This window comes from Massilia sp. Root133 (assembly GCF_001426525.1).
Lineage (GTDB): Bacteria > Pseudomonadota > Gammaproteobacteria > Burkholderiales > Burkholderiaceae_D > Telluria > Telluria orientalis.
In genome coordinates, this window is sequence record NZ_LMEW01000034.1 from 370,051 (window position 1) to 392,021 (window position 21,971).

Sequence of the window (21,971 nt, forward strand, 5' to 3'; positions counted from 1 at the left end):
ATGTCAGAGAACCCGTCCGGCCATGCCCTGTTCGTGGTCCTGCTGCTGGTGTTCGTGTCCGTGATCCTGTTCGTCGAGGGCGCGTGGCTGCTGTACCGCGCGCGCCGCGGTCCGGAGGCGATGCGGCTGCAGCGGCGCCTCGACCAGCTCGCGCACACGAACGCCGGCCCGGCCCGCCGCCCCCTGCTGAAGCGGGGCCGCCTGTCGGAGCTGTCGTTCGTGGCCCGCATCCTGAGCGGCGTCGTCGTGACGTCGACCCTGCACAACCTGCTCGGCCAGGCCGGCCTGCACTGGACCGTCGCACGCCTGCTGCTGCTCAGCGCCGCGGCCGGCGCCGCCGGGCTGGCGCTGGGCATTGCGGGCGCGCAGCCGCTGTATTTCTGCCTCGTCCTCGCGGGCCTGCTGGCCGCCCTGCCCTGGGCCTACGTGGCGGCGCAACGCGCACACCGCCTGCGCCGGCTCGAGCAGCAATTGCCGGAAGCGCTGGACCTCATCACGCGCGCCGTGCGTGCCGGCCACTCGCTGCCGCTGGGCATCCAGATGCTGGCCGATGAAATGCCCGAGCCGATCGCCGCCGAGTTCCGGCTCGTGCACGAGCAGGTCAGCTTCGGCGTCTCGCTGCAGCAGGCATTGGCCGGCCTGTGCGAGCGCGTGCCGCTGACGGACTACCGGTATGTCGCAGTGGCCATCCTGATCCAGCGGCAGTCGGGCGGCAACCTGGCGGAAGTGCTCGGCAACCTGAGCAAGCTGATTCGCGAACGCCTGAAACTGCTCGCGCGCGTACGGGTCCTGTCGGCGGAAGGCCGGATGTCGGCCTGGACGCTGGCCCTGCTGCCCTTCCTCCTGGGCGCCCTGCTGTACTTCGTCAATCCCGACTTCATGCGGCCGCTGTGGGTCGACCCCATCGGCGTCAGCATGCTGCGCGCCCTGCTGTGCATGATGTTGCTCGGCATCGTCGTCCTGAGCCGCATCACCCGTATCCGTGTCTGAAGGAGAGCGCCATGTTACTGCCCATCGTCGTCTTCCTCGCCGTCAGCGTCGGCAGTGTCGGCCTGTACCTGTGGCTCGCCCCCGACCGGACCGACCGGCGCCTGCACGCGCTGACGCCCGGTGCCCCGTCCGCGCCGGCCTGGCGCGAGCGGATCACCAATGCCGTGACGCCGTTCGCCAGCTTGTCCACGCCGTCCGGGGACTGGGACACGTCGCCGATCCGCATCAGGTTCATGAACGCCGGGATCCGCCATCCGAAGGCGCCGCATCTGTTCTTCGGCCTGAAGACGCTGCTGCCGGCGCTTGCCGGCGCGCCCACGTACCTGGCCCTGCGCGTGTCGCACGAGGCGACGGGCATGACCCTGCTGCTGTGGGTCGTCGCCGCGGCGACGGCCGGCTGCTACCTGCCGAACATCGCGCTGGCGCTGGCCGGGCGGGCGCGCAAGCGCGACATCTTCGACGGCTTCCCCGACGCCGCCGACCTGCTGCTCGTGTGCGTCGAGGCGGGGCTGGGCATGGACACGGCGCTGACGCGCGTGGCCGAGGAAATGCAGACCCGGAGTCCGGCCCTGGCCGACGAGCTGCAGCTGACGAACCTCGAGATGCGCGCCGGCGGCACGCGCGAGACGTCCCTGCGCAACCTGGCGCTGCGCACGGACGTCGAGGAATTGACGTCGTTCGCGACGATGCTGACGCAGGCCGACCGGTTCGGCGTCAGCATCGGCGATTCGCTGCGGGTATTTTCCGACGATTTGCGCCACAAACGCCAGACCCGCGCGGAAGAAAAGGCCGCGAAAATCCCGACCAAGGTGTTATTCCCGCTGGTCCTGTTCATTTTCCCGTCGATTATCATGGTCGTGCTCGGGCCGGCCATCATCCAGATTATCCGGACGATCGCCCCGCTGCTGCTCCAATAATCAGGGAAAACGCGGTTCAGGCCATTTCGGCGGTATTTGCTACTAACTTTTTAGAAAGCAATTTCAAATCTGCGATAATGTCGGAATGAAATGCAAACGCTCATCCGCCGGTCGTAAGCTCTACCACCATACTTTGCATACGATGCGTCAACAAGCGGTCAAGGCGGTTCGCGAAGGCGCGACGCCCGCGGACCTGGCGAAGGCCTATGGGGCAAGCGAGCGCACGATCTACGCCTGGTTGGCCGCGTTCGCCTCGGGTGGGCAGAGCGCTGTTGGCCAAGCCGATCTCCGGCCGGCCGCCCAAGCTTGGCCCGGATGAGATGCGTCGGATCGCACGCGCTGTTTGCGACAACTCGCCGCAGCAGTTCAAATTCGAATTCGACCTGTGGACCCTGTAGCTGATCGGCGAGTTGATCAAGCGCGAGTTTGGCAAGTCCCTGTCCTTGGCGTCGGTCAGCCGGGTCATGAAACTGCTTGGCTACTCGGCACAGAAGCCCTTGTACCAGGCATGGCAGCAAGATGCCGAGTTGGTCCGGCAATGGGGGGCCGAGACCTATCCCGCGATCAAAGCCCAGGCGTGCGCCGAAGGAGCAATGATCTACTTCGCCGACGAGACGGGTATCCGTTCCGATTACCACACCGGCACCACCTGGACGCCGGTCGGACAAACACCGGTCGTCAGCGTCACAGGCCGCCGCTTCTCGTTCAACATGATTTCCGCCGTCAGCCCGCGCGGCGATTTTCGCTTCATGATCCATGAGGAAACCGCCACGGCGAAAACGTTCAAGGAATTCCTGACACGTCTGATGATCGGTGCAACCCAGCCGGTCTTCGTGATCGTTGACGGCCACCCCATCCACAAGTCGAAGCTCGTGCGCGACTACGTCGCCACGCTGGAAGGCCGTCTCAAGCTTTTCTACCTGCCGCCCTATTCGCCGCACCTGAACCCCGACGAGCAGGTGTGGGCTCACGCCAAACGTCAGGTCAGCCGCAAACTCGTCCAAAACAGCGACGACATAAAAAAGCTCGCGCTCGGGGCACTGCGCCGCATTCAAAAGCTTCCCGAACTCGTCAAATCGTTCTTCCGTCAACCCGAGTACCAATACGCCGGAAACTGAATTTACTTTCTAAAAAGTTAGTAAGAGCGCCGCTACGCTTACCAGTGGTCGACCGGCGCTAAAAATTCGACCTCCCGAAACCATATAGTTGAGCTTTGGTCCGAGTCTTTGCTATTAATGCCAACACCTGTTCTACGAAAACGTTCAATGTAGCGGGGTCTGTCGCAAAGTGTATTACGCAGGAGTCAACGGCACTGTGCTCATTACCGAAAGCAATCTGCCGAAGTTCAGCGGTAACAAATATTTTACCGCGTCGCGTTCGGCTAAAATTTACACAACAAGCAGGACTTTCTTTGTTTTTTGGACCAAATGAAATTTCAAAATTTTCCGCATCAGATATATTAAAGTAATCTGATAGCATTGAGGCCAATATTGACGATTGCTCGGCTAATTCGCGATCACTAGTGAAGACTTGTGTTTTAAAATACGCCAAGGGCGACTTTAGAACGACATTCATTATTACTTCATCTGCACTACCGCTTGAACTAAAAATGAGTTTATACATTGTATTTAATGAAATCCAGTGTCAGATCTATGATAGGAATTAGGTAACAACGCACATTGCATTAAATCAAAAATATATCAATAGATATTAATATTTCAAAGAGGCCAAAACTATTGAAAAAGAAATTTCAGCAAACATCTATCTGATGGGAAACATTCTAAATAAATCTCGCGATATATTGAATCTCGACAAATATTCGAAACAATAAAAATCACACTTTCTAACTCACATCGAAAAATTCAAAAACTTTTGACCAATCTCTTGACATTAGAATCGTACGGTGTCAACTTACACGTAAGTTCCGCTTTTCGATGTATATATGAAAACCGCAAGAATTACACTGTTGCTTCTATCCTTGGGTGCCGCAGGCATTTTAACATATTGGTATGTGTTTGCCGAAAATGAATCAGGTTCGCGAAAATCCGAGCCTATCGTTTCTGTGATATCAAAACCACCATCGTCGAAAAACATAGTAAGCAAAAATGCTGAGGCCAGTAACAAATGCACTAGCGCTTCACCAATTTTTTCAAACGGCAAGAATTTTACTCCAATAGATCCAAAAATTATTGAAGAAAAAATTAAAAAAGCATATGAAAATCCGGAAGATTTAGCGTTACATATTAGAAGCTCGCCCGAATCTGCAATAGCACTATTCAATTTTGTTTCGTCGTGCTATCCAGGTGCTATAAGACCTGACGTAGGCCCAACACCGAACAAAGAATGTCCTAAATTTAACGTTAATTCCTATGTTAAATTGCATCCAATTGAAATTTTAGGAAGTTCGGCAGAGCAAGGAAATATTGACGCAAAATTGCTTTATATGATCAATGCGCCGCTCGCATCTGCTCAACTTCGACAAATGAACACAGCAGTTGGTGATGAAATGGCCCGCAATATAATTGCACGTGCTCAGCGCTATGGTGACGATGCTGCCCGCGCAGGAAGCAGAGATGCAATGATGTACATGAGTCACGCATATGAAGTCGGCCAATTTGGTACGCGTGATATGGAAAAAGCATATTTGTACGCATTGCCATTAGGTTTTAGCGAGAAGAAGCCAGACAACCAGCGTATATCGGATCTTGCCTCTAAGCTTACTTCATCTCAGCGTAATAAACTGAAGCAAGAATCGATAGGATGTGATGATGTCCATGATAGTGATACCCTAAAAAACCCTTTTGGATGATTTTCATTTCAGTAGTTTAACGATAAAGGAGATGAAAATGAGAAAAACGCAGTTACTAAAATTTTTGGCTGGATATTTGATTGGTGCTGCTGGCTTAATTTGTGTTCCGGCATATTCCCAAAATACAGTCGAGATTGTCGGCGAGCGAACTGTTTGCACTGGCGATTGCACCGGAGTAGTTTGGAACGGTGTTTTTATGCAGGTTTCGATGCCAGGTTCTGGCGTGAGCAATACGACATACGCAGCCGGCAATAACGATGGGACCACCGGCACAGAGCCAAAATTTAATAGAACTGCACCTGGCTGTCAGCGTGAAGGATACTTCTGGCTAGAAACGAAGAGTTATGCGGAAGCAGGCAATCCGCCAGGAGTGGTAATCATGAATACTTTTCAGGATCCACTTTATGAAGGTCCCGGTTGGGTAAAGATCCAAAATGATCGAATTTACCACGAATGGCAACAGGGGTGGACTTACATTCGGGTGTACAGAACGCAAATTCATTATATGTATAATGTAAATACCAAACAGGTTGCTCAAATGAAGTTTAAGAACTCGTTCGCTTATGGGTGTGAGGGATATGCAAAGTCGATCGTCTGATTCAGGTATTTTGCGCACACGTTCATAGTATGCGCCTCGCCTTAGGGAAGCGCTGAACAATTCACTTTCGCGCGCGAAAGTTATGCCGATCACTGGCTGAGTTTCGCGCACCGAGATTTTTGATCGAATCAGATGCTCTGATGTCCCGGATCAGCCGTTTCGGGCGATATGTGCGGCCGATTTCCGGCCTCAGCACGCAACTTGGGCGTGCGCCGGCCCAAGGAACCTGCGTGCCAGGATCAGGTTGGCAAAGCCAAACAGCGTTCGGCAGGCAGGGCTGCGCAAGCGACGTCGAAAGCGTGCCAGCCGCTGGGCTTCTTGTTTTTGGTGGCGAAACGGTCAATAAATTGCGAGCCGTTGTCGGTGAGGATCTTGCTAATCTTGATGGGTGAAGCCAGCTTGAGCCGACGCAGGAAATCGACGTTGCTCGCCTCGGTCGTGTCGCCGTAGATGTGCATGAAAACCCAGCGTGTTGCACGGTCGATGGCGACGAACAGGTAGCGTCGCGAGGTTTCGTCCGGCATCTGCGGCAAGTACTTGATATCGATGTGGATGAAGCCGGGTTCGTAGTCCTTGAAGGTCTTCTTCGGCGTGATCTTCTCTCCCTCGGCCGTCGCTATCAAGTCCGTCAGGCGCGACATGCCTTCACGCTTTAGCAGGCGCGCAATGCCCGCGCGCGAGACGGCCGGATTAATGTACTGCTTGGTAATGAACAACAGGTCGTCGAGCGGTAGGTAGAGCGATTGGCGCAGAGTCAAGACCATGGCTTCCCGGGCCTGGCTCAAGGTCGTATGCAGCGTGTGAGCGCGGTGCGAGCGATCCTGTACATCGTCGCGGCCGAGCCACTTCTGTGCAGTGGCTCGGGTGATGTTGAAAACCTTGGCGGCTTCTCTGGAAGACAGGCCAGAATCCTTGATCTCCTGGCGGATCTTCGGTGTAGTACGGGCCTGCGGGTGAATGCGTGAACTCATGCTGCCAACTGCTCCTGATGCGATCGAATGCCGGGACTGCTGAACCCAGCAATCAAGTCGTCCAGCATAGCCTTTGCACGGAACAAAGGCCAGCTACGACGAGGAATATGATCGCACGATACTAAACACCAATACGCCGGAAACTGAATTTACTTTCTAAAAAGTTAGTGCCAAATGGCTTTGCGCGTACACATATAAATCAAGCCGATTACTCACGCCGAGTTTTTGATAAATCGACGATAAGTGATTCCGCAACGTCGATTCGGAAATGAACAGGATTTTCGCCAGATCCCGATTCGTCCGGACCTTGTTCGCGACCACGGTCTGCAGGACGCGCCGCTCGCGGGGCGTCAGCGCATCGAGGCCGTCGTGGTGCGGATGCGGCCGCGCCGGCTCGCCGCCGCGCAGGGCGTTGAGCGCGAGACAGGTCGCTTCGCGGCCGAACCACAGCTCGCCCTGATGCGTCTTCTCGATGGCCTTGACGATCTCGTCGGCGCTGGAGCGGCGGCTCAGCAGGCCGTGCGCGCCGCAGCGCAGCGTCGACGCCAGCGTGTCCGTCTCCAACTCTTGCGCGAACAGCAGCGTGTGGCGCCCGCACGTCAACGCCTCGGGCAGGCCGGCCTGGTGGGCCGTGACCGCGAGTTCGTACTTCATCAGCACGAGGTCGGGCGCCGCCGTGGGCAACTGGAACAATGCATCGCATTGCGTGCCGGCGACAGCCACCACTTCCATCCCCGGCCGGTGGCTATTGATCAGTTTGGTCAAAGCCCACAGGATCAGCTGGTGGGTTTCCACCACCATGACGCGAATGGGCGCTTCCGATATCGACAGTCGTTGTGGCGTCATATTTCATTCCTGAAATATATATAAAAACCGCACTCCCAAAAGAGTGCCGCTGCCCTTGTTTCAATGACGGCCGCGAATTCCACCAGTCATTTATCGATGAGCTCCGTAAATATAATATCGCCAATTTTTGCGATTCAAGCCCCTCCCGCGACGTTTCCGTGAAATATTTTGTGAGAATTTACGGTTGTTGCGGCTTCCAGACATTTGGTTTTCCACAAATGGTTAATTGCCGATCACCCCATTTCACGAATGCATGTGCAAATGTCCGCCGCATCGGTTTGGACTTATAATCGGCCTTTTCTCGAATCCCGATTCCATGCGCGCCCAACGCGGCCCTTCGCTGTCCCTGCGTCACCTCCTCGTCGTGCTGACGGCGACCGGCCTGCTCCCGCTGGCCGCGCTGGGCGCCTGGAGCGTGCATCTCGCCGCCGAGTACCATCAGGGTGAACAGGAACGGGCGCTGCTGGACCTCGCGCGCGCGCTGTCGAGCGCCGTCGACGCGGAACTGGACGGCACCGTCGCTACCCTCGCCAGCATCGCTCGCACGCCTGCGCTCGGCGCCGGCAACGTGCGGGCCTTCTACCCCGTCGCGCGCGACCAGGCCCGGGCACAGCCGGAATGGCTGGGCGTGATCCTGGCCGACGGCGACGGCAACATGGTGTTCCGCACGACCGCGCCCTTCGACGCGCCGCCGCAACCCGTCGCCGACCCGTCCAGCCTGCGCCAGGCGCTGCTGCTGCGCCGCCCGGTCATCGGCCACGTCGCGCGCGGCAAGGGCGGGCGAGCCGCCGTCCCCGTGCGCTTTCCCGTCTCCGACGCCGCCGGCCATCCGTACGTGCTGACGGCCGTCGTCCAGCCCGACCGCATCATGCGCGCGCTCGCGCGCCAGCAGGTGCCGCCCGGCTCGGTGATTTCGGTGCTGGACGGCGACGGCGCGATCGTCGCCCGTTCGCACGGCCAGGGCGACCACGTCGGCGGGCCGCCCAGCCCGAGCCTGGCGCGGCTGATCCGGCTGAACGGCCCGGAAAGCGCCGGTGCCACGGTCACGCTCGAAGGCAATGCCGTCACGACCGCCTATACGCGGCTGTCGCGCTACGGCTGGACGGTCGCCGTCGGCGCGCCGCCCGCGGGCTGGGCCGGCGGGCCGGGCTTTGCGTGGTACGGCGCCGGCATCGCGCTGTCGCTCGCGCTCAGCATCGGTCTCGCGACGCTGCTGGCGCGCCGCATCGTGCGCCGCATCGCGACGCTCGCGGCGGGCGCCGCCGCCCTAGGCGCCGGCACCGACCCGGTGGTGCCCACGTCGCGCATCGAGGAAATCGACGCGATGGGCGCCGCGCTGCGGGCCGCGGGCGCGCGCCGCGCCGCGCACGAGCGCGACCGCGAGGACGCGCTGGAACTGGCGCGCCAGGCCGGTCGCGCCAAGGACGAATTCCTCGCCGTGCTGGGCCACGAACTGCGCAATCCGCTGGCCCCCATCGCCGGCGCGCTCGACCTGATGGACCTGCGCGACGACGCCGCCTCGCGCCGCGAGCGCGGCATCATGCGGCGCCAGGTCGCGCACCTGAAACACCTCGTCGACGACCTGCTCGACGTGTCGCGCATCGCGTCCGGCAAGCTGCGCATCGACGTCGCACCCGTGGACCTGGCGGCCGTCGTGCGCCACGCCGTCGCCGCCCGGCCCGACCAGCCGCTTCGCCTGCAGGCCCCCGCGGCGCTGTGGATCGCCGGCGACGAGCACCGTCTTGCTCAGGTGCTGGGCAACCTGTTGTCGAATGCGGCGCGCTTCGGCAGCACGGACACGCACGTCGCCCTCGAGCGCGTGGGCGGCGAAGCCCGCCTCGTCGTCGCCGACAATGGGGTGGGCATGGATGCCGCGCTGGCGCAGCGCGTGTTCGAACCGTTCTACCAGGCGCCGCAACCGCTGGTGCACCACAGCGGCCTGGGACTCGGTCTCGCCATCGTGCAGCGCATCGTCGAGCTGCACGGCGGCCGCGTGAGCGCGCACAGCGACGGGCCCGGCCTGGGCAGCCGCTTCGAGATCGTGCTGCCGCTCGGCGCGCCCCCGTCCGCCACGGCGCCCGCTCCCATCCGCGCGGCGAGCCGGCCGCTGTGCGTACTGGTCGTGGACGACAACGAGGACGCCGCCGCCCTCACGGCCGCGATCCTGCGCGAACTGGGCCACGAAGTGAAAACGGCGCACACGGCGAACGCGGCGCTGGACGTGCAGGCGGCCTGGCCGCCGGACGTCGCGATCCTGGACATCGGCCTGCCCGACATGGACGGCTACGCCCTCGCCGCCGCCATGCGCCGCGCGGCCGTGAAACCGCTGCGGCTGACGGCGCTCACCGGCTACGGCCGCCAGGCCGGCGTGGCCGCGCACGCGCCGCCGGATGGGGCCGCGTTCGACCTGCACCTGACCAAGCCGGCCAGCCTGGACGATCTGCGGCGGGCGCTGGACGCGAACGACGCCGACGCATCGAGCGACCCGGCACCGGCCTGAGCCGGTACCGCCGGCCCCGCGCTGCCCGCTGCCCGCTGCCGGTCGTCGCTGCGCGAACTCGTCGGTTAGTTGCAGAAATGTCGACAACAAACGCCGCGCAGTGGCGGCGCCGTGTCGGTCAGATATGCTGGTCGAACACCTGGCGCAGATAGGCGATGAAGGTCTCGTCCGTGCTGAAGCCCTTGCCGGGGCTGTCGGACAACTTGGCGACGGGCTGGCCGTTACAGCGCGTGAGCTTCATGACGATGTTCAGCGGGTCGTACTGCGTGTCGTTGGTGAGCTTGGTGCCGATGCCGAAGCCCGTCATCACCCGGTCGGCGAAGTGGCGGTACAGGGAGAGCGCCTTGGGCACCGTGAGCGCGTCCGAGAACACGAGCCGCTTCGTGCGCGCGTCGATGCGCAGCTTGGCGTAGTGCGCGATGGCCTTCTCGCCCCACTCCACCGGGTCGCCGGAATCGTGGCGCAGGCCGTCGAACAGCTTGGCGAAATACAGGTCGAAGTCGCGCAGGAACGCGTCCATGCCGACGACGTCCGTCAGCGCCGTGCCGAGGTCGCCGCGGTATTCCTGCACCCAGTCCTCCAGCGCCTTCTTCTGGAAATCGCGCAGGCGCACGTCGAACGACTGGAACGCCTGCATGTATTCGTGCGCCATCGTGCCGATCGGCACCAGGTCGAATTTCTTCGCCAGGTAGACGTTCGACGTCCCCTTGAAGAACTGCGGCAGCTCGCGCGCCAGCGTGGCGACGACTTCCTCGTGCCAGTCGCCCGAGAAGCGGCGGCGCACGCCGAAATCGAAGAACTCGAACGGGTTGACCTTCTTCGGCTCCTGGTCGAAGGCGCGGAACTCGGCGATCTTCTGGTCGAGCCGCTTGCGCGCCTCGCCGATGGCGGCCTGCTGGTCGAAGCGGCGGAAATACAGCTCGTTGACGATGTACAGCACGAAGATCTCGAAGCCCATCACGTGCACGATCGGACCGCAGGCGCGGATGCGCAGGTGCGGCCCGTCCGTTTCCACGTGGATGAACTTGCGCTGGAAACGGAACAAGGTGAGGAAGTCGGCGAAGTCGCTTTTGATGAAGCGCAGGGACCGCATGTAGTGCACCTCGTCCTCCGTGAACATCAGCGTGCACAGGTGGTCCAACTCGCGTTCGACTTCTTCTTTCAATTCCGCCAGCGGATACGCGGGCGTGTTGCGGCACTTGAACTCGTATTCGCCGCTGGCGTTCGGGTGCATGTGCATCAAAGCCTGCCACATGGTGAATTTATAGAGGTCGGTTTCGAGCAGGCTGCGGACGACGGGTTTCATGGGCTGGCGGTGGTTCCTGTGGTTGTGGTGTCGATGTCGGGTCCGGATGCTTCAGGTCGAGGCGCCGGCAGACTCTGGCATCCGCTTCCTGCGCACACGCTTCTTGGGCGCCAGCATCGTGCCGAGGCAGGCCGGCGTGCCGCAGCGGCAGGCGAACAGGCGCTTCAGCGCGGGCGTGTGGCGCTCGTCGTAGATCAGCGCGTAGTTGTAGTTCAGTTCCTCGCCCGCGTCGATGTCGCGCAGCGCGTGGATGTACACGCGGCCGTCTTCTTCGTAGGCTTCGCAATTGGGTTCGCACGCGTGGTTGATCCAGCGGGCGTCGTTGCCGCGTCGGCCGCCGTCGATCACGTTGCCGTCGGCGAGGCTGAAATAGAACGTGTGATTGACCGGGCCGCCCCGTTCGGCGGCACGGCGCGTCGCCTCGTCCCACGTGATGCGCTCGCCGCGGTATTCGATGATGCGCTCGCCGGCCGGGATGTCGCGCAGCGCGAACACGCCGTTGCCGTGCACGGGCGATTTCCGAACCTCGTACGAGGCCGGGCGGGCCGGCTTGCGGGCGCCCTTGCTTGCGGTCTGCTTCGATGTGGTCGGACTGACGGACGGGTTCATGGATCGGCGTTCGGTTGGATGGACACGATCTATTATTGATCGGATCGCGGCATTCCTGCCGCACGCCATTATCTTACCGTGTCGGCTACTCAGCCGCCGAATTCGTCGTCCCTGAATTCAAGCACGGCCCGATCGCCCGCCGCCTCCGCCTTGCGCAACTCGACTCGGCGGATCTTGCCGGAGATCGTCTTCGGCAAGTCCGTGAACGCGATGCGGCGGATGCGCTGGTACGGCGCCAGCCGGTCGCGCGCGAAGGCGAAGATCGCGGCGGCCAGTGCGCGCGTCGGCTCCACGCCCGGACGCAGCGCGATGAACGCCTTCGGCACCGCGAGGCGCACCGGGTCCGGACTCGGGACGATGGCCGCTTCCAGCACGTCCGGATGCTCGATCAATACGCTCTCCAGTTCGAATGGGCTGATGCGGTAGTCGGACGACTTGAACACGTCGTCGTTGCGGCCCACGTAGAAGTAATAGCCATCCTCGTCCACGCGCGCCGTGTCGCCCGTGTGATAGTGGCCGGCGCGCATGACGTCCGCGGTCTTCGCCTCGTCGTTCTCGTAGCACAGCATCAGGCCCAGCGGCGCCGGATCGAGGCGCAGCGAGATCTCTCCCTCCTCCGCCGGCTGGTCGTCGATGTCGAGCAGCGCGACGCGGTAGCCCGGCAGCGGCCGGCCCATTGACCCCGGCTTGACGGGCTGGCCGGGCGGATTACCGATCTGGCACGTGGTCTCGGACTGGCCGAAGCCGTCGCGGATGCGGATGCCCCACGCGCGCTCGACCTGCTCGATGACTTCCGGATTCAACGGCTCGCCCGCGCCGACCAGTTCGCGCAGCGGCGGCTGCCACTGCGCGAGGTCTTCCTTGATCATCATGCGCCACACCGTCGGCGGCGCGCACAGCGACGTCACGCCGCAGCGCACGATCGTGTCCAGGCAGGCGCGCGCGGAAAAGCGTTCGTAGTTGTAGACGAACACGGTGGCGCCCGCGTTCCACGGCGCGAAGAAGCAGCTCCACGCATGCTTGGCCCAGCCGGGCGAGCTGATGTTCCAGTGGACGTCGCCCGGCCGCAGCCCGATCCAGTACATCGTCGACAGATGGCCGACCGGATAGCTCTGGTGGCTATGCAGCACGAGCTTCGGCTTCGCCGTCGTGCCCGACGTGAAGTACAACAGCAGCGGATCGGTGGCGCGCGTGATACCGTCCGGGACGAAGCCTGCCGCCGCCGTCGCGCTGTCCGCGTAATCGCGCCATCCGGCGACGTTTCCGCCGACGGCGATGCGCGTGAAATCGCCGGACAGGTCCGCGAACTTGTGCGTCTCGGACGCCTGCGCGATCACGTGGCGCACTTGCCCCCGCTGCAGGCGGTCCTGCAGGTCGTTGCTGGACACGAGCATGGTCGTCGGCACGAGCACGGCGCCCAGCTTGATCCCGGCCAGCATGATCTCCCACAGCTCGACGCGGTTCGGCAGCATCAGGAGCACGCGGTCGCCGCGCCGCACGCCGCAATCGCGCAGCCAGTTCGCGACCTGGCTGGAACGCGCCGCCATGTCGGCAAAACCGATCTTGCGCTCGCTGCCGTCCTGTTCCACGACCCACAGCGCGGGCGTCGTGTTGCCCTTGGCCTGCGTGTCGAAATAGTCGAGTGCCCAGTTGAATTCGTCGAGCTCGGGCGGCCGGTAATCGCGATAGGCCGTCGCGTAGTCGGTGCGGTGCTGGTGCAGGAAGTCGCGCGCGCGGATGAAGCGCTCGTACGGGGATGCCATCGGTCGTCTCCTTGTGGTTGCGACACGGGCGCCTCGTGAGCGCCCGTGTCGGTGGTCGTGTAACGGCTCGCGACCATTCTGCCACGAGCGGGATGGGAACGGATGATGTGCAACCTCGTCGTCCCCGCGCAGGCGGGGACCCGATTTGCACGCGTCATCGAAACGCGCCGAACCTGGCTCCCGCCGCCGCGGGAGGTCGCTTCCGGCAGTGCCGGGGGCGCCGTATCAACGCTGCCGGCGCAGCTCCTGCGCCTGATGAATGGTCTGCTCGCCGGCCGGCGTCATCATGTCGATCACGCGGCAGTCGCCGCACATGCGCATGCGGTCGAGGTGGCCGGCGAACGCGGGATGTCCGGCCAGGCGCGCCAGCATGCTCTCGACCATGCGCAGCGTCCCGAACGGCTTGTTGCAGCGGATGCAGTGGAACGGCTGCGTCTCGTTCAGCACCACGGGCTGCTTGCGCGTGTCGCGGAACGACAGCCGCGGCACCAGCCGGATCGCATCTTCCGGACACGTATCGGCACACAGCCCGCACTGGACGCAGTTCTTTTCGATGAAGCGCAGCTGCGGCGCATTCTGCCCATCCTGCAGCGCCGACGCCGGACATGCGCCCACGCACGCCATGCACAGGCTGCATTTGCCCGCGTCGACGGCGAGCGTACCGAACGGACTACCGGCCGGCAGCGCGATCTCCTCGACCTGCTGCGGCGCCTCGCGCAACAAATGCTCGAGCGCGTAGTCGAGCGTATTGCGCTTGTCCGCCGCCACGTTGAAGCCTGCCCGCCGCGCCGGCACCTCGCCGCGCGGCGCGTTCTGCAGCGCGCGCGCCAGCTCGTCCGGCCCGGTCGCGCGCAGCAGCTGCACGTGCGCGCCCGCGTAGCCGAGGCCCGTCATGATGGTCTGCGCGATGGTCATCTGCTCATCCAGCGCGGCCGCGTACTGCGGGGCCTCGGCGTCCGTCATGAGGACCGTGATGCCCGCCGCGCCCCAGGCGAGCGCCGCGAGCCAGATGTCGATGCCGGTCGACGCCGTGTGATGCACGCCCAGCGGCAGCACGCGTCCGGGGACGTCGACGGCGTCCAGCAGCGCCGCGCCTTCCAGGCCGTGGACGAGCAGCACCGGCTCGCGTCCGCCCGCCTGCGTGTAGGCGTTCAGCGCGGCCTTGATGCGCATGCCCGTGTGCGCCGCGCCGGGATACGCATAGCCCAGCGCGCCCGTGGGGCAGACGGTCGTGCACGCGCCGCAGCCCGCGCACAGGTAAGGGTTCACGGCGATCAGGTCGCCCGCGCCCGAGATCGCGCCGGCGGAGCAGATCTCGACGCATGCATTGCAGCCGCTGCGGCGGTTGCGGCCGTGCGCGCACAGGCGTTCCTTGTACGCGAAGTATTTCGGCTTCTCGAAGTCGCCGACCATCCCGGCGAGTTCGGCGACGGCGGCCTGGCGCGCGGCGGGATCGAGCCCGGGCGCGTAATAACCGTGCGGGCGCTGGTGCGTGGCGATCTGCGGCGCCGCGCCGAGGTCGAGCACGAGGTCGAAGCGCGCGTGTTCGGGCTTGCTGCCTCCCGTCTGCCACGTCGCGTCGAACGCGCCGAGCCAGCCCGTCACGACCAGCGCGCGCGCCGCAAACACGGGATACAGGCGCAACGCCTTGTCGCTCCCATCGTCATCCAGCAGCAGCACGGTGACGGGCAGCGCGGCAGCCAGGCGCTCGGCCCACGGCAGCGCGTCGGCGCGGGTGCCGACGACGAGCGTGTGGCCGGCGGACTTGTAGCCGACCGTGTCCAGCGGGTCGGGTGCGGGAATGTCGGCCAACGCGGCCAGCGCCGCGTTGCGGGCGACGCGGTCGCGGTCGTCCTGGACGGGGTCGAGGGCGACGCCCTGCCCTTCGATCAAACGGATATTCATACTGTCCCGGTTTCAGGTGGTGTTATTGGCGTCCCCCGGCGCATCTTCCGCGGCCGGTGGTTCTTCGACGGCTTCGACAACCCGCTGCAATGCGTTCTTCGCGTGCTCCAGCGACGCGAGCATCGCTTCCGACACGGGACTCGGCTTCGTGTAGTCGTCGATGTAGACGTCGAGGCAGTCCATCGTATTGAAATGCGGGTCGGCGAACAGTTTTTTCAGCGCCGTCCGGCGCACGGCCGCATCGACGCCGCGCGCGACGAAGGCGGAGAAATCGGAGTCGCCGGTCAGGCGGGCGACGTCGTCCATCGTCGGCAGCGGCGCGTCGGCCGGTGCCACCGCAGGCGCATCGACGACCGGGACCGGCAGGTCTGCGACAGGCGCGAGCGGTTCCGGCGGCGGTGTCATTCCCGCTCGCACCTCCGTCTTGCGGCGCGCCCAGCGGCGCAGGAAGCCTTCGTCCGTCATCCGTGCTGGCGGCCGCGCCGCGGCTTCGGTTGATAGTGCGCGCGCAGATAGCCCGCGAGCCACGCATAGATCTCGGCCGACATCGTCACGCCGTCCGCGTTTTCGCCCGAGTCGAACATGCGCGTGCCCTCGACATAGCTGACCGATGCGCGCACGGGCATCGCGCGGCCGTTCTCCATCCGCCACAGCACGAAGACCTTCGATTCGGGCGCCACGCAGTTCTCGTAATAGCCTTCGTTCTCGTCCGGATACAGCTCCAGTTCGAGGCCGGAGACGAGGTAGTAGTCGCGCTCGGGCGTCTGGCTCAGCACCTGCAGCGGCGGCAAGTCGCCGCGGTCCGGCACGACGCCGACCGCTTCCCAGGCCTCGTCGGCCCAGCGGTGCTGGAGGGTCCGCCGCTGCATCAGCACGGCGATCGGCATGGATCCCATCTTCATCGGTTGTTCACCTTCGGCGTGCCTTTCTGGACGGTCGGCGGCGTGCCCGCCGGCTCGGCCCGCGTCGGGTGGGCCTTCACGTCCGCGCTGGGCGGCGCCGTGCCCAGTTTTTCGCTCTTGATCGGCGCGGCGGCGCCGGCCGGCGTCAGCTTGCCTTCCGGCTGTCCGGCCGGCGCGGCCGCTTGTGCCGGTGCGGCCGCGGCGATCGCGACCGGCGCATGCACCTTCCAACCCTGCGCGGACGCGCGGCTGCGCCAGCGGGCCGTGATCGCATCCATCGACGCGGTCAGCAACGCCTTGTCCTTGGCCGCCTGCGCATCCGCGGCCGCCTTCTTCGCCGCGGCGGCCTCCTGCTGCGCCGGTGTCGGCGGCGGCAGCGCGGCGTGGGCCGCCGCGGCGGCCAGCGCCAGCGCGATGGCGGCGATCCTGGTCAGGTGGTTCATCGTGGTCTCCTCAGCGTCCCGGCGCGGCCGAATGGCTCGGGTCGCGGTTGACGGCGCCCGGCTGCGGCCCCACTTCGGCCGGCGTCGGCGCGGCCGGCTTGCCATGGTCGCCGGGCGGGGTCTGCGTGGTGTCGAGCGTCCCGGGACCGCTGGGCGGCGTCACGCCCTGGCTCGGGCCTTGCCCCGTCTCGCGCACGGAGCCGCCCGTCGCGGCGCCGGCGGTATTGCCGCCGCTGCCACCGGCGATGCCCGGCGTGCCGCCCGCGTACACGGCGTTCGTTTTCGGGCCGCCGTGCGCGGCCATCACCTGGCCGCTCGTGCCGCCGTCGGCCGTCACCATGCCGGGGAATTTGGTCTTGCGCTGGGCTTCGTCGCCATGCTGCTTGCAGCCGGCCAGCAGCACAAGCAGCAACGGCGCGGCCATGATCGTGATCGTCGCTTTCATCGGCGGCTCCTCAATGCGCGGGCCGCGGCGGCGGGCTGCCGGCCGGCGGCCGCTGGTCGGGCGGCACGCGGTCGTCGAACGTGCCCGGTTCCACGCCCGCCTTCACTTCGTCGTACCACACGGCGTGGTGCGCCTTGGCCCACGATTCGTCCACGGTCCCGTGGCGCATCGCTTCGTACGCGCCCGGCGTGCCCCACGTGCCGATGTAGATATGGCCCATCGCGGCCGCGATGTAGAACGTGGCGCCGGCGATGTGCAGGTAGTTCGCGACCTGCATGATGTAGCGGGTCTGGCCGAACGTGACGAAATCGAGAATCAGGCCGCTGACCGACATCACGAGGCCCAGCAGGGTCACGCCCAGCCAGAACCACGATTTCTCGCCGGCGTTGAAGAACCCGGCCGGCACGTGCTTGTGCGACACGAGGCCGCCGCCCTGCCTGACCCACTGCCAGTCGATGCGGCGGAAGACGTTGCGGCGCAGGAAAGTGAAGAACATCAGCACGGAGCACACGATGAACAGCGGGCCCACGAAGTTGTGCAGGTACTTGAAGATGTAGGCCAGCGCGGCGAACACGTCGTGGCCGACGAGCGGGATCAGGAGCTTCTTGCCGAACATGATGACGAGACCCGTCACCGCGAGGATGATGAAGCTGATCGCGGTCGCCCAGTGCACGCCGCGCTCCCAGCCCGTGAAGCGGCGGATGCGCCGGCCCGTGTCCGGTTCTTCCGTGCGCGCGGGGCCGATGGCGCGGTAGAACAGGAAAATCGCCACGAGCACGACGACGAGGATCGTGCCCATCGCCGTTGCGATCGGCCCGTTACGCCAGATGCGCCACTGGTTGCCGCCGCGCTGCACGATCACGGTGCCTTCCGTGCCACCGTACTGGCCCAGGTAGTGGCGGTCGATGTGCACGCGGCCTGAGGCCGACGAGCCCAGTCCCGGCTCGGGCGTGCGCGAATCCTTCTCGGCCTGCAGGATGGTCTGTTCCTCGGCATACGCAGGCTCGGCGCGGTTGTTCGGGACGCCGGCGTGCGCGATGCCGACGAGCCACAGCGACAAGAGCAATGACAATATCGATCGTAGCGTGAATGACATGGTCGGCTCCTGTTACGGGTTGGCCCGGTTGTATTCGTTCTGGTTCATGTTGCGGTTGCTGATCGTGCCCCACCACGAGAGCTTGTCGTTGTGGAAGTGGCGCAAGAACGGCCGGTCGTCCTTCTTCCCGGCGTACATGCCGTGCACCCAGTTCGGATGCTGGTCGACTTCGAGGCAGCCCGCGAGCAGCGCCAGCGGCAGGCAGAGGATGAGGATGCGCTTCATGTCGGCAGCCTCCCCTCGTCGTTCTGCGAGTCCTTGAGGTTCTGGTTCTCGCGCGGGCCGTCGCCCGTCGCCTTGATGTCGCCGCCGCGCTTCGGCTTGCCGTACGCGATCTTCCAGCCCCACAGTTCCGGACCGTAGCCGCGCGTCTCCACGCGCTGGCGGTAGATGTCGGCGATGACGGTCGCGTCGCCGCCGATCAGCGCCTTCGTGCCGCACATCTCCGCGCAGGCGGGCAGCTTGCCTTCGGCGATGCGGTTGCGGCCATACTTCTTGAACTCGGCCTCGGACGTGTCGGGCTCCGGACCGCCGGAGCAGAACGTGCACTTGTCCATCTTGCCGCGGTGGTTGAACAGGCCCGTCGACGGGAACTGCGGCGCGCCGAACGGACACGCGTAATAGCAGTAGCCGCAGCCGATGCACTGGTCCTTGTCGTGCAGGACGATGCCGTCTTCCGTGTGGTAGATGCAGTTGACGGGGCAGACGGCCAGGCACGGCGCGTCGCTGCAATGCATGCACGCGACGGAGATCGAGCGCTCGCCCGGCACGCCGTCGTTGATGGTGACGACGCGGCGCCGGTTCACGCCCCACGGGGTCTCGTTTTCGTTCTTGCAGGCGGTCACGCAGCCGTTGCAATCGATGCAGCGCTCCGTGTCGCAGATGAACTTCATTCTAGCCATTGCTGCCTCCTCGTCGTTCCCGCGAAAGCGGGAAGCCATGCTGAGCGACCGAAGTCGCCTTGGTCTGATCCGCCTTGCATCCATCGAGAGCCCGATTCCTGAGCCTCAGCATGGATTCCCGCATGCGCGGGAATGACGGTATTTACGCCCGCACCAGCCGGCACAGCGATACTTTCGTTTCCTGCATCATCGTCACGGCGTCGTACCCGTACGTCCAGCCGGTGTTCACGGCCTCGCCGCGCACCGCCGGCGCGCCGCCTTCCGGATAATGCTTTTCCAGGTCCTCGCCCATCCACCAGCCGCCGAAGTGGAACGGCATCCACACCAGGCCCACGGGCACGCGCGGCGTCACCATCGCCATCAGCTTCAGGCGCGCGCCGGTCGGCGTCTCGACCCACATGAATTCGCCCAGCTTCACGCCGATCTGCGCCGCGTCTTCCGGATTCACTTCGCAGAACATGTTCTGCTGGAGCTCGGCCAGCCACGGGTTCGACCGGGTCTCCTCGCCGCCGCCCTCGTACTCGACGAGGCGGCCCGACGTCATGATCAGCGGGTAGTCCTTCGAGAAGTCGACCGCCTGCACGGATTTATAGAGCGTCGGCAGGCGCCAGAACGCGGCCTTGTCGTCGTAGGTCGGGTACTTCGCCACCAGGTCGCGCCGCGGCGTGACGAGCGGTTCGCGGTGCGTCGGCACGGGGTCCGGGAAGTTCCACACGTTGCAGCGGGCGCGCGCATTGCCGTACGGCGCGCAGCCGTGGGCGATGGCGACGCGGATGATCCCGCCCGACAGGTCCGTCTTCCAGTTCTTGCCCTCGGCCTGCACCTGTTCTTCGGGCGTCAGCTCGGCCCACCAGCCCAGCTTTTTCAGGAACACGTGGTCGAATTCCGGATAGCCGGTGTCGATCTCGCTGTCCTTCGTGAACGAGCCGTCCGCCGCCAGCAAAGGTTCGCCGTTGTGCTCCACGCCCCAGTTGGCGCGGAACGGCAGGCCGCCCTCCGCCACCGGCTTGTGCAGGTCGTACAGGATCGGCGTGCCCGGGTGCTTCATCTCCGGCGTGCCCCAGCACGGCCACGGCAGGCCGTAATAGTCGCCCTTGCATGGACCGGATTCCGCGCGCATCGTCGTCGGATTGAAGTCGCGCTTGTGCTCCATGTGCAGTTTCAATCGCTCGGGCGAGCAACCCGTGTAGCCGATCGTCCAGCAGGAGCGGTTGATCTCGCGGAGGATGTCCTCGATGACCGGTTCGTTGTTGACGACCTTGATGTTCTGGACGAGCTGTTCGCCGAAGCCGAGCTTCTTCGCGAACAGGTACATGATCTCGTGGTCCGTCTTGCATTCGAACAGCGGCTGGATCACGCGCTCGCGCCACTGGATCGACCGGTTCGACGCTGTGACGGAGCCCTGTGTCTCGAACTGCGACGCGGCCGGCAGCAAATAGACGCCGTCGCTCCTGCCGTGCATCGCCGCCGTCATGCTGGGATAAGGATCGATGACGACCATGAAGTCCAGCTTCTGCATCGCCGCCTTCATGTCCGGCAGGCGCGTCTGGCTGTTCGGCGCGTGGCCCCAGTAGAACACGGCGCGGAGGTTCGTCGGCTGGTCGACGTACTGGTTGTCTTCCAGGACCGCGTCGAACCAGCGCGACACCGTGATGCCCGGTTTTTCCATCAGCTCCTTCGAACCGAAGCGCGACTTGACCCAGTCGTAATCGACGCCCCACACGGTGGCGAAGTGCTTCCACGCGCCTTCCGCGATGCCGTAATAGCCGGGCAGCGACTCGCCGTTCGGACCGACGTCCGTCGCGCCCTGCACGTTGTCGTGGCCGCGGTAGATGTTGGCGCCGCCGCCCCGCACGCCGATGTTCCCGAGCGCGAGCTGCAGGATCGACAGCGCGCGCACGTTCGCCGTGCCCACGTGGTGCTGCGTGATGCCCATGCACCAGACGACGGACGACGGCTTGTTCGTCGCCAGCATCTCGGCCGCCATGCGCACCGACGCCTCCGGCACGCCCGTCACGTCGCTGACTTTATCGGGCGTCCACTTCGCGACTTCCTTGCGCACGTCGTCCATGCCGTACGTGCGCGCGGCGATGTACTCCTTGTCTTCCCAGCCGTTGTTGAAGATGTGCCACAGCATGCCCCACACGAACGCGATGTCCGTGCCGGGACGGATGCGCACGTAGTGGTGGGCGAAGCGCGCCGTGCGGGTGAAGCGCGGGTCGACGACGATCATCTTCGCGCCCAGTTCCTTCGCATGCAGGAAGTGCAGCATCGAGATCGGATGCGCCTCGGCCGGGTTCGAGCCGATGAACAGCACGGCCTTGCTGTAGTGGAGATCGTTGAACGAGTTCGTCATCGCGCCATACCCGTAGGTCTGGGCGACGCCGGCCACCGTCGTCGAGTGGCAGATGCGGGCCTGGTGGTCGCAGTTATTGGAACCCCACATCGAGACCCATTTGCGCAGCAGGTAGGACTGCTCGTTGCTGTGCTTCGAGCTGCCGATCACCATCAGCGCATCCGGCCCGGACTGCTCGCGCAGTTTCAGGAGCCGGTCGCCGATCTCGTTGACGGCCTGGTCCCACGTGATGCGCTCGTACTTGCCGTTCACGAGCTTCATCGGATAGCGCAGGCGGTGTTCGCCGAAACCGTGCTCGCGCACCGACGCGCCTTTCGCGCAGTGGGCCCCCATATTGATCGGCGAGTCGAACGCGGCCTCCTGGCGGATCCACACGCCGTTGCTGACGACCGCCTCCACCGAGCAGCCCACCGAGCAGTGGCTGCACACGGTGTGCTTGACCTCCGTGGTCGGCCTGGCGGGCACGGGATCCGCCGCGGTCGCGGGCTGGATCACGTTCAGCGGCAGGTGGCGCGCGAGGGCGCCCGCGCCGGCCGTCACGCCCGCGCCGACGAGGAAGCGGCGCCGTTTCAATCCGCTGTCGCGTGATGTCTTCACCAGGGTCATGGCGATG

19 protein-coding genes and 1 pseudogene are annotated in these 21,971 nt (G+C 64.2%); 6 read left to right on the forward strand and 14 right to left on the reverse strand.

What is annotated here, in order from left to right:
* The 5 genes and pseudogenes from ASD28_RS26135 to ASD28_RS32115 all read left to right on the forward strand — a co-directional run bounded on the left by ASD28_RS26135 (nucleotide 1) and on the right by ASD28_RS32115 (nucleotide 5,314).
* On the forward strand, nucleotides 1–990 hold the full coding sequence (locus ASD28_RS26135) for a type II secretion system F family protein (protein ID WP_056135606.1): 990 nt from the start codon (nucleotides 1–3) through the stop codon (nucleotides 988–990).
* An 11-nt stretch (nucleotides 991–1,001) separates the two neighbouring features.
* On the forward strand, nucleotides 1,002–1,907 hold the full coding sequence (locus ASD28_RS26140) for a type II secretion system F family protein (RefSeq protein WP_056135609.1): 906 nt from the start codon (nucleotides 1,002–1,004) through the stop codon (nucleotides 1,905–1,907).
* 85 nt (nucleotides 1,908–1,992) lie between these two features.
* A pseudogene (locus ASD28_RS26145) lies at nucleotides 1,993–3,025 on the forward strand (IS630 family transposase).
* 824 nt (nucleotides 3,026–3,849) lie between these two features.
* Nucleotides 3,850–4,716, forward strand: coding sequence for a hypothetical protein (locus tag ASD28_RS32110; RefSeq protein ID WP_156403849.1), 867 nt, complete (start codon nucleotides 3,850–3,852; stop codon nucleotides 4,714–4,716).
* Nucleotides 4,717–4,753: 37 nt separating this feature from the next.
* Nucleotides 4,754–5,314, forward strand: coding sequence for a hypothetical protein (locus ASD28_RS32115; protein ID WP_156403850.1), 561 nt, complete (start codon nucleotides 4,754–4,756; stop codon nucleotides 5,312–5,314).
* A 239-nt stretch (nucleotides 5,315–5,553) separates the two neighbouring features.
* Here the strand turns inward: ASD28_RS32115 and ASD28_RS26150 are convergent, their stop codons facing one another.
* Entirely contained in the window at nucleotides 5,554–6,285 is a 732-nt protein-coding gene (locus tag ASD28_RS26150; RefSeq protein WP_229412166.1) for a DDE-type integrase/transposase/recombinase, read from the reverse strand.
* A 156-nt stretch (nucleotides 6,286–6,441) separates the two neighbouring features.
* On the reverse strand, nucleotides 6,442–7,131 hold the full coding sequence (locus ASD28_RS33220) for a response regulator transcription factor (protein WP_082577405.1): 690 nt from the start codon (nucleotides 7,129–7,131) through the stop codon (nucleotides 6,442–6,444).
* Nucleotides 7,132–7,447: 316 nt separating this feature from the next.
* Here ASD28_RS33220 and ASD28_RS26160 point away from each other — a divergent pair, with 316 nt between their 5' ends.
* Entirely contained in the window at nucleotides 7,448–9,631 is a 2,184-nt protein-coding gene (locus ASD28_RS26160) for an ATP-binding protein (protein ID WP_056135616.1), read from the forward strand.
* A gap of 118 nt (nucleotides 9,632–9,749) precedes the next feature.
* Here the strand turns inward: ASD28_RS26160 and pncB are convergent, their stop codons facing one another.
* From pncB to ASD28_RS26220, 12 genes are all read right to left on the reverse strand, one after another.
* Nucleotides 9,750–10,937: a nicotinate phosphoribosyltransferase gene (gene pncB, locus ASD28_RS26165; RefSeq protein ID WP_056135619.1), complete on the reverse strand. Its 1,188-nt coding sequence runs from the start codon at nucleotides 10,935–10,937 to the stop codon at nucleotides 9,750–9,752.
* Nucleotides 10,938–10,988: 51 nt separating this feature from the next.
* Complete coding sequence (locus ASD28_RS26170; RefSeq protein ID WP_056135622.1) at nucleotides 10,989–11,546, reverse strand: SET domain-containing protein; 558 nt, start codon at nucleotides 11,544–11,546, stop codon at nucleotides 10,989–10,991.
* Nucleotides 11,547–11,635: 89 nt separating this feature from the next.
* A complete protein-coding gene (locus ASD28_RS26175; RefSeq protein ID WP_056135625.1) occupies nucleotides 11,636–13,309 on the reverse strand; it encodes an AMP-binding protein in 1,674 nt (557 codons plus the stop codon).
* A 225-nt stretch (nucleotides 13,310–13,534) separates the two neighbouring features.
* Nucleotides 13,535–15,214, reverse strand: coding sequence for a 4Fe-4S binding protein (locus ASD28_RS26180; protein ID WP_056135628.1), 1,680 nt, complete (start codon nucleotides 15,212–15,214; stop codon nucleotides 13,535–13,537).
* Between the two features lie 12 nt (nucleotides 15,215–15,226).
* A complete protein-coding gene (locus tag ASD28_RS26185) occupies nucleotides 15,227–15,679 on the reverse strand; it encodes a DUF3306 domain-containing protein (protein ID WP_056135632.1) in 453 nt (150 codons plus the stop codon).
* Nucleotides 15,676–16,116, reverse strand: a complete 441-nt coding sequence (locus ASD28_RS26190; RefSeq protein ID WP_056135636.1) for a DUF3305 domain-containing protein — start codon at nucleotides 16,114–16,116, stop codon at nucleotides 15,676–15,678. The genes ASD28_RS26185 and ASD28_RS26190 overlap by 4 nt, the downstream gene beginning before the upstream one ends.
* On the reverse strand, nucleotides 16,113–16,559 hold the full coding sequence (locus tag ASD28_RS26195; RefSeq protein ID WP_056135640.1) for a hypothetical protein: 447 nt from the start codon (nucleotides 16,557–16,559) through the stop codon (nucleotides 16,113–16,115). The genes ASD28_RS26190 and ASD28_RS26195 overlap by 4 nt, the downstream gene beginning before the upstream one ends.
* 10 nt (nucleotides 16,560–16,569) lie before the next feature.
* Nucleotides 16,570–17,004 carry a hypothetical protein gene (locus tag ASD28_RS26200; protein ID WP_056135644.1) on the reverse strand — a complete coding sequence of 145 codons (435 nt, stop codon included), beginning with the start codon at nucleotides 17,002–17,004 and terminating at the stop codon, nucleotides 16,570–16,572.
* Nucleotides 17,005–17,014: 10 nt separating this feature from the next.
* Nucleotides 17,015–18,076, reverse strand: coding sequence for a formate dehydrogenase subunit gamma (locus ASD28_RS26205; RefSeq protein ID WP_229412169.1), 1,062 nt, complete (start codon nucleotides 18,074–18,076; stop codon nucleotides 17,015–17,017).
* A gap of 36 nt (nucleotides 18,077–18,112) precedes the next feature.
* Nucleotides 18,113–18,325, reverse strand: a complete 213-nt coding sequence (locus tag ASD28_RS26210) for a hypothetical protein (RefSeq protein WP_056135650.1) — start codon at nucleotides 18,323–18,325, stop codon at nucleotides 18,113–18,115.
* The gene (gene fdh3B / locus ASD28_RS26215) at nucleotides 18,322–19,002 is read right to left on the reverse strand and encodes a formate dehydrogenase FDH3 subunit beta (RefSeq protein WP_056135653.1); all 681 of its coding nucleotides are present in this window, start codon (nucleotides 19,000–19,002) and stop codon (nucleotides 18,322–18,324) included. The genes ASD28_RS26210 and fdh3B overlap by 4 nt, the downstream gene beginning before the upstream one ends.
* A 142-nt stretch (nucleotides 19,003–19,144) precedes the next feature.
* Nucleotides 19,145–21,964 (reverse strand): formate dehydrogenase subunit alpha, encoded by a 2,820-nt coding sequence (locus ASD28_RS26220; RefSeq protein WP_056135655.1) that lies wholly within the window; start codon nucleotides 21,962–21,964, stop codon nucleotides 19,145–19,147.
* Nucleotides 21,965–21,971: the final 7 nt, after the last annotated feature.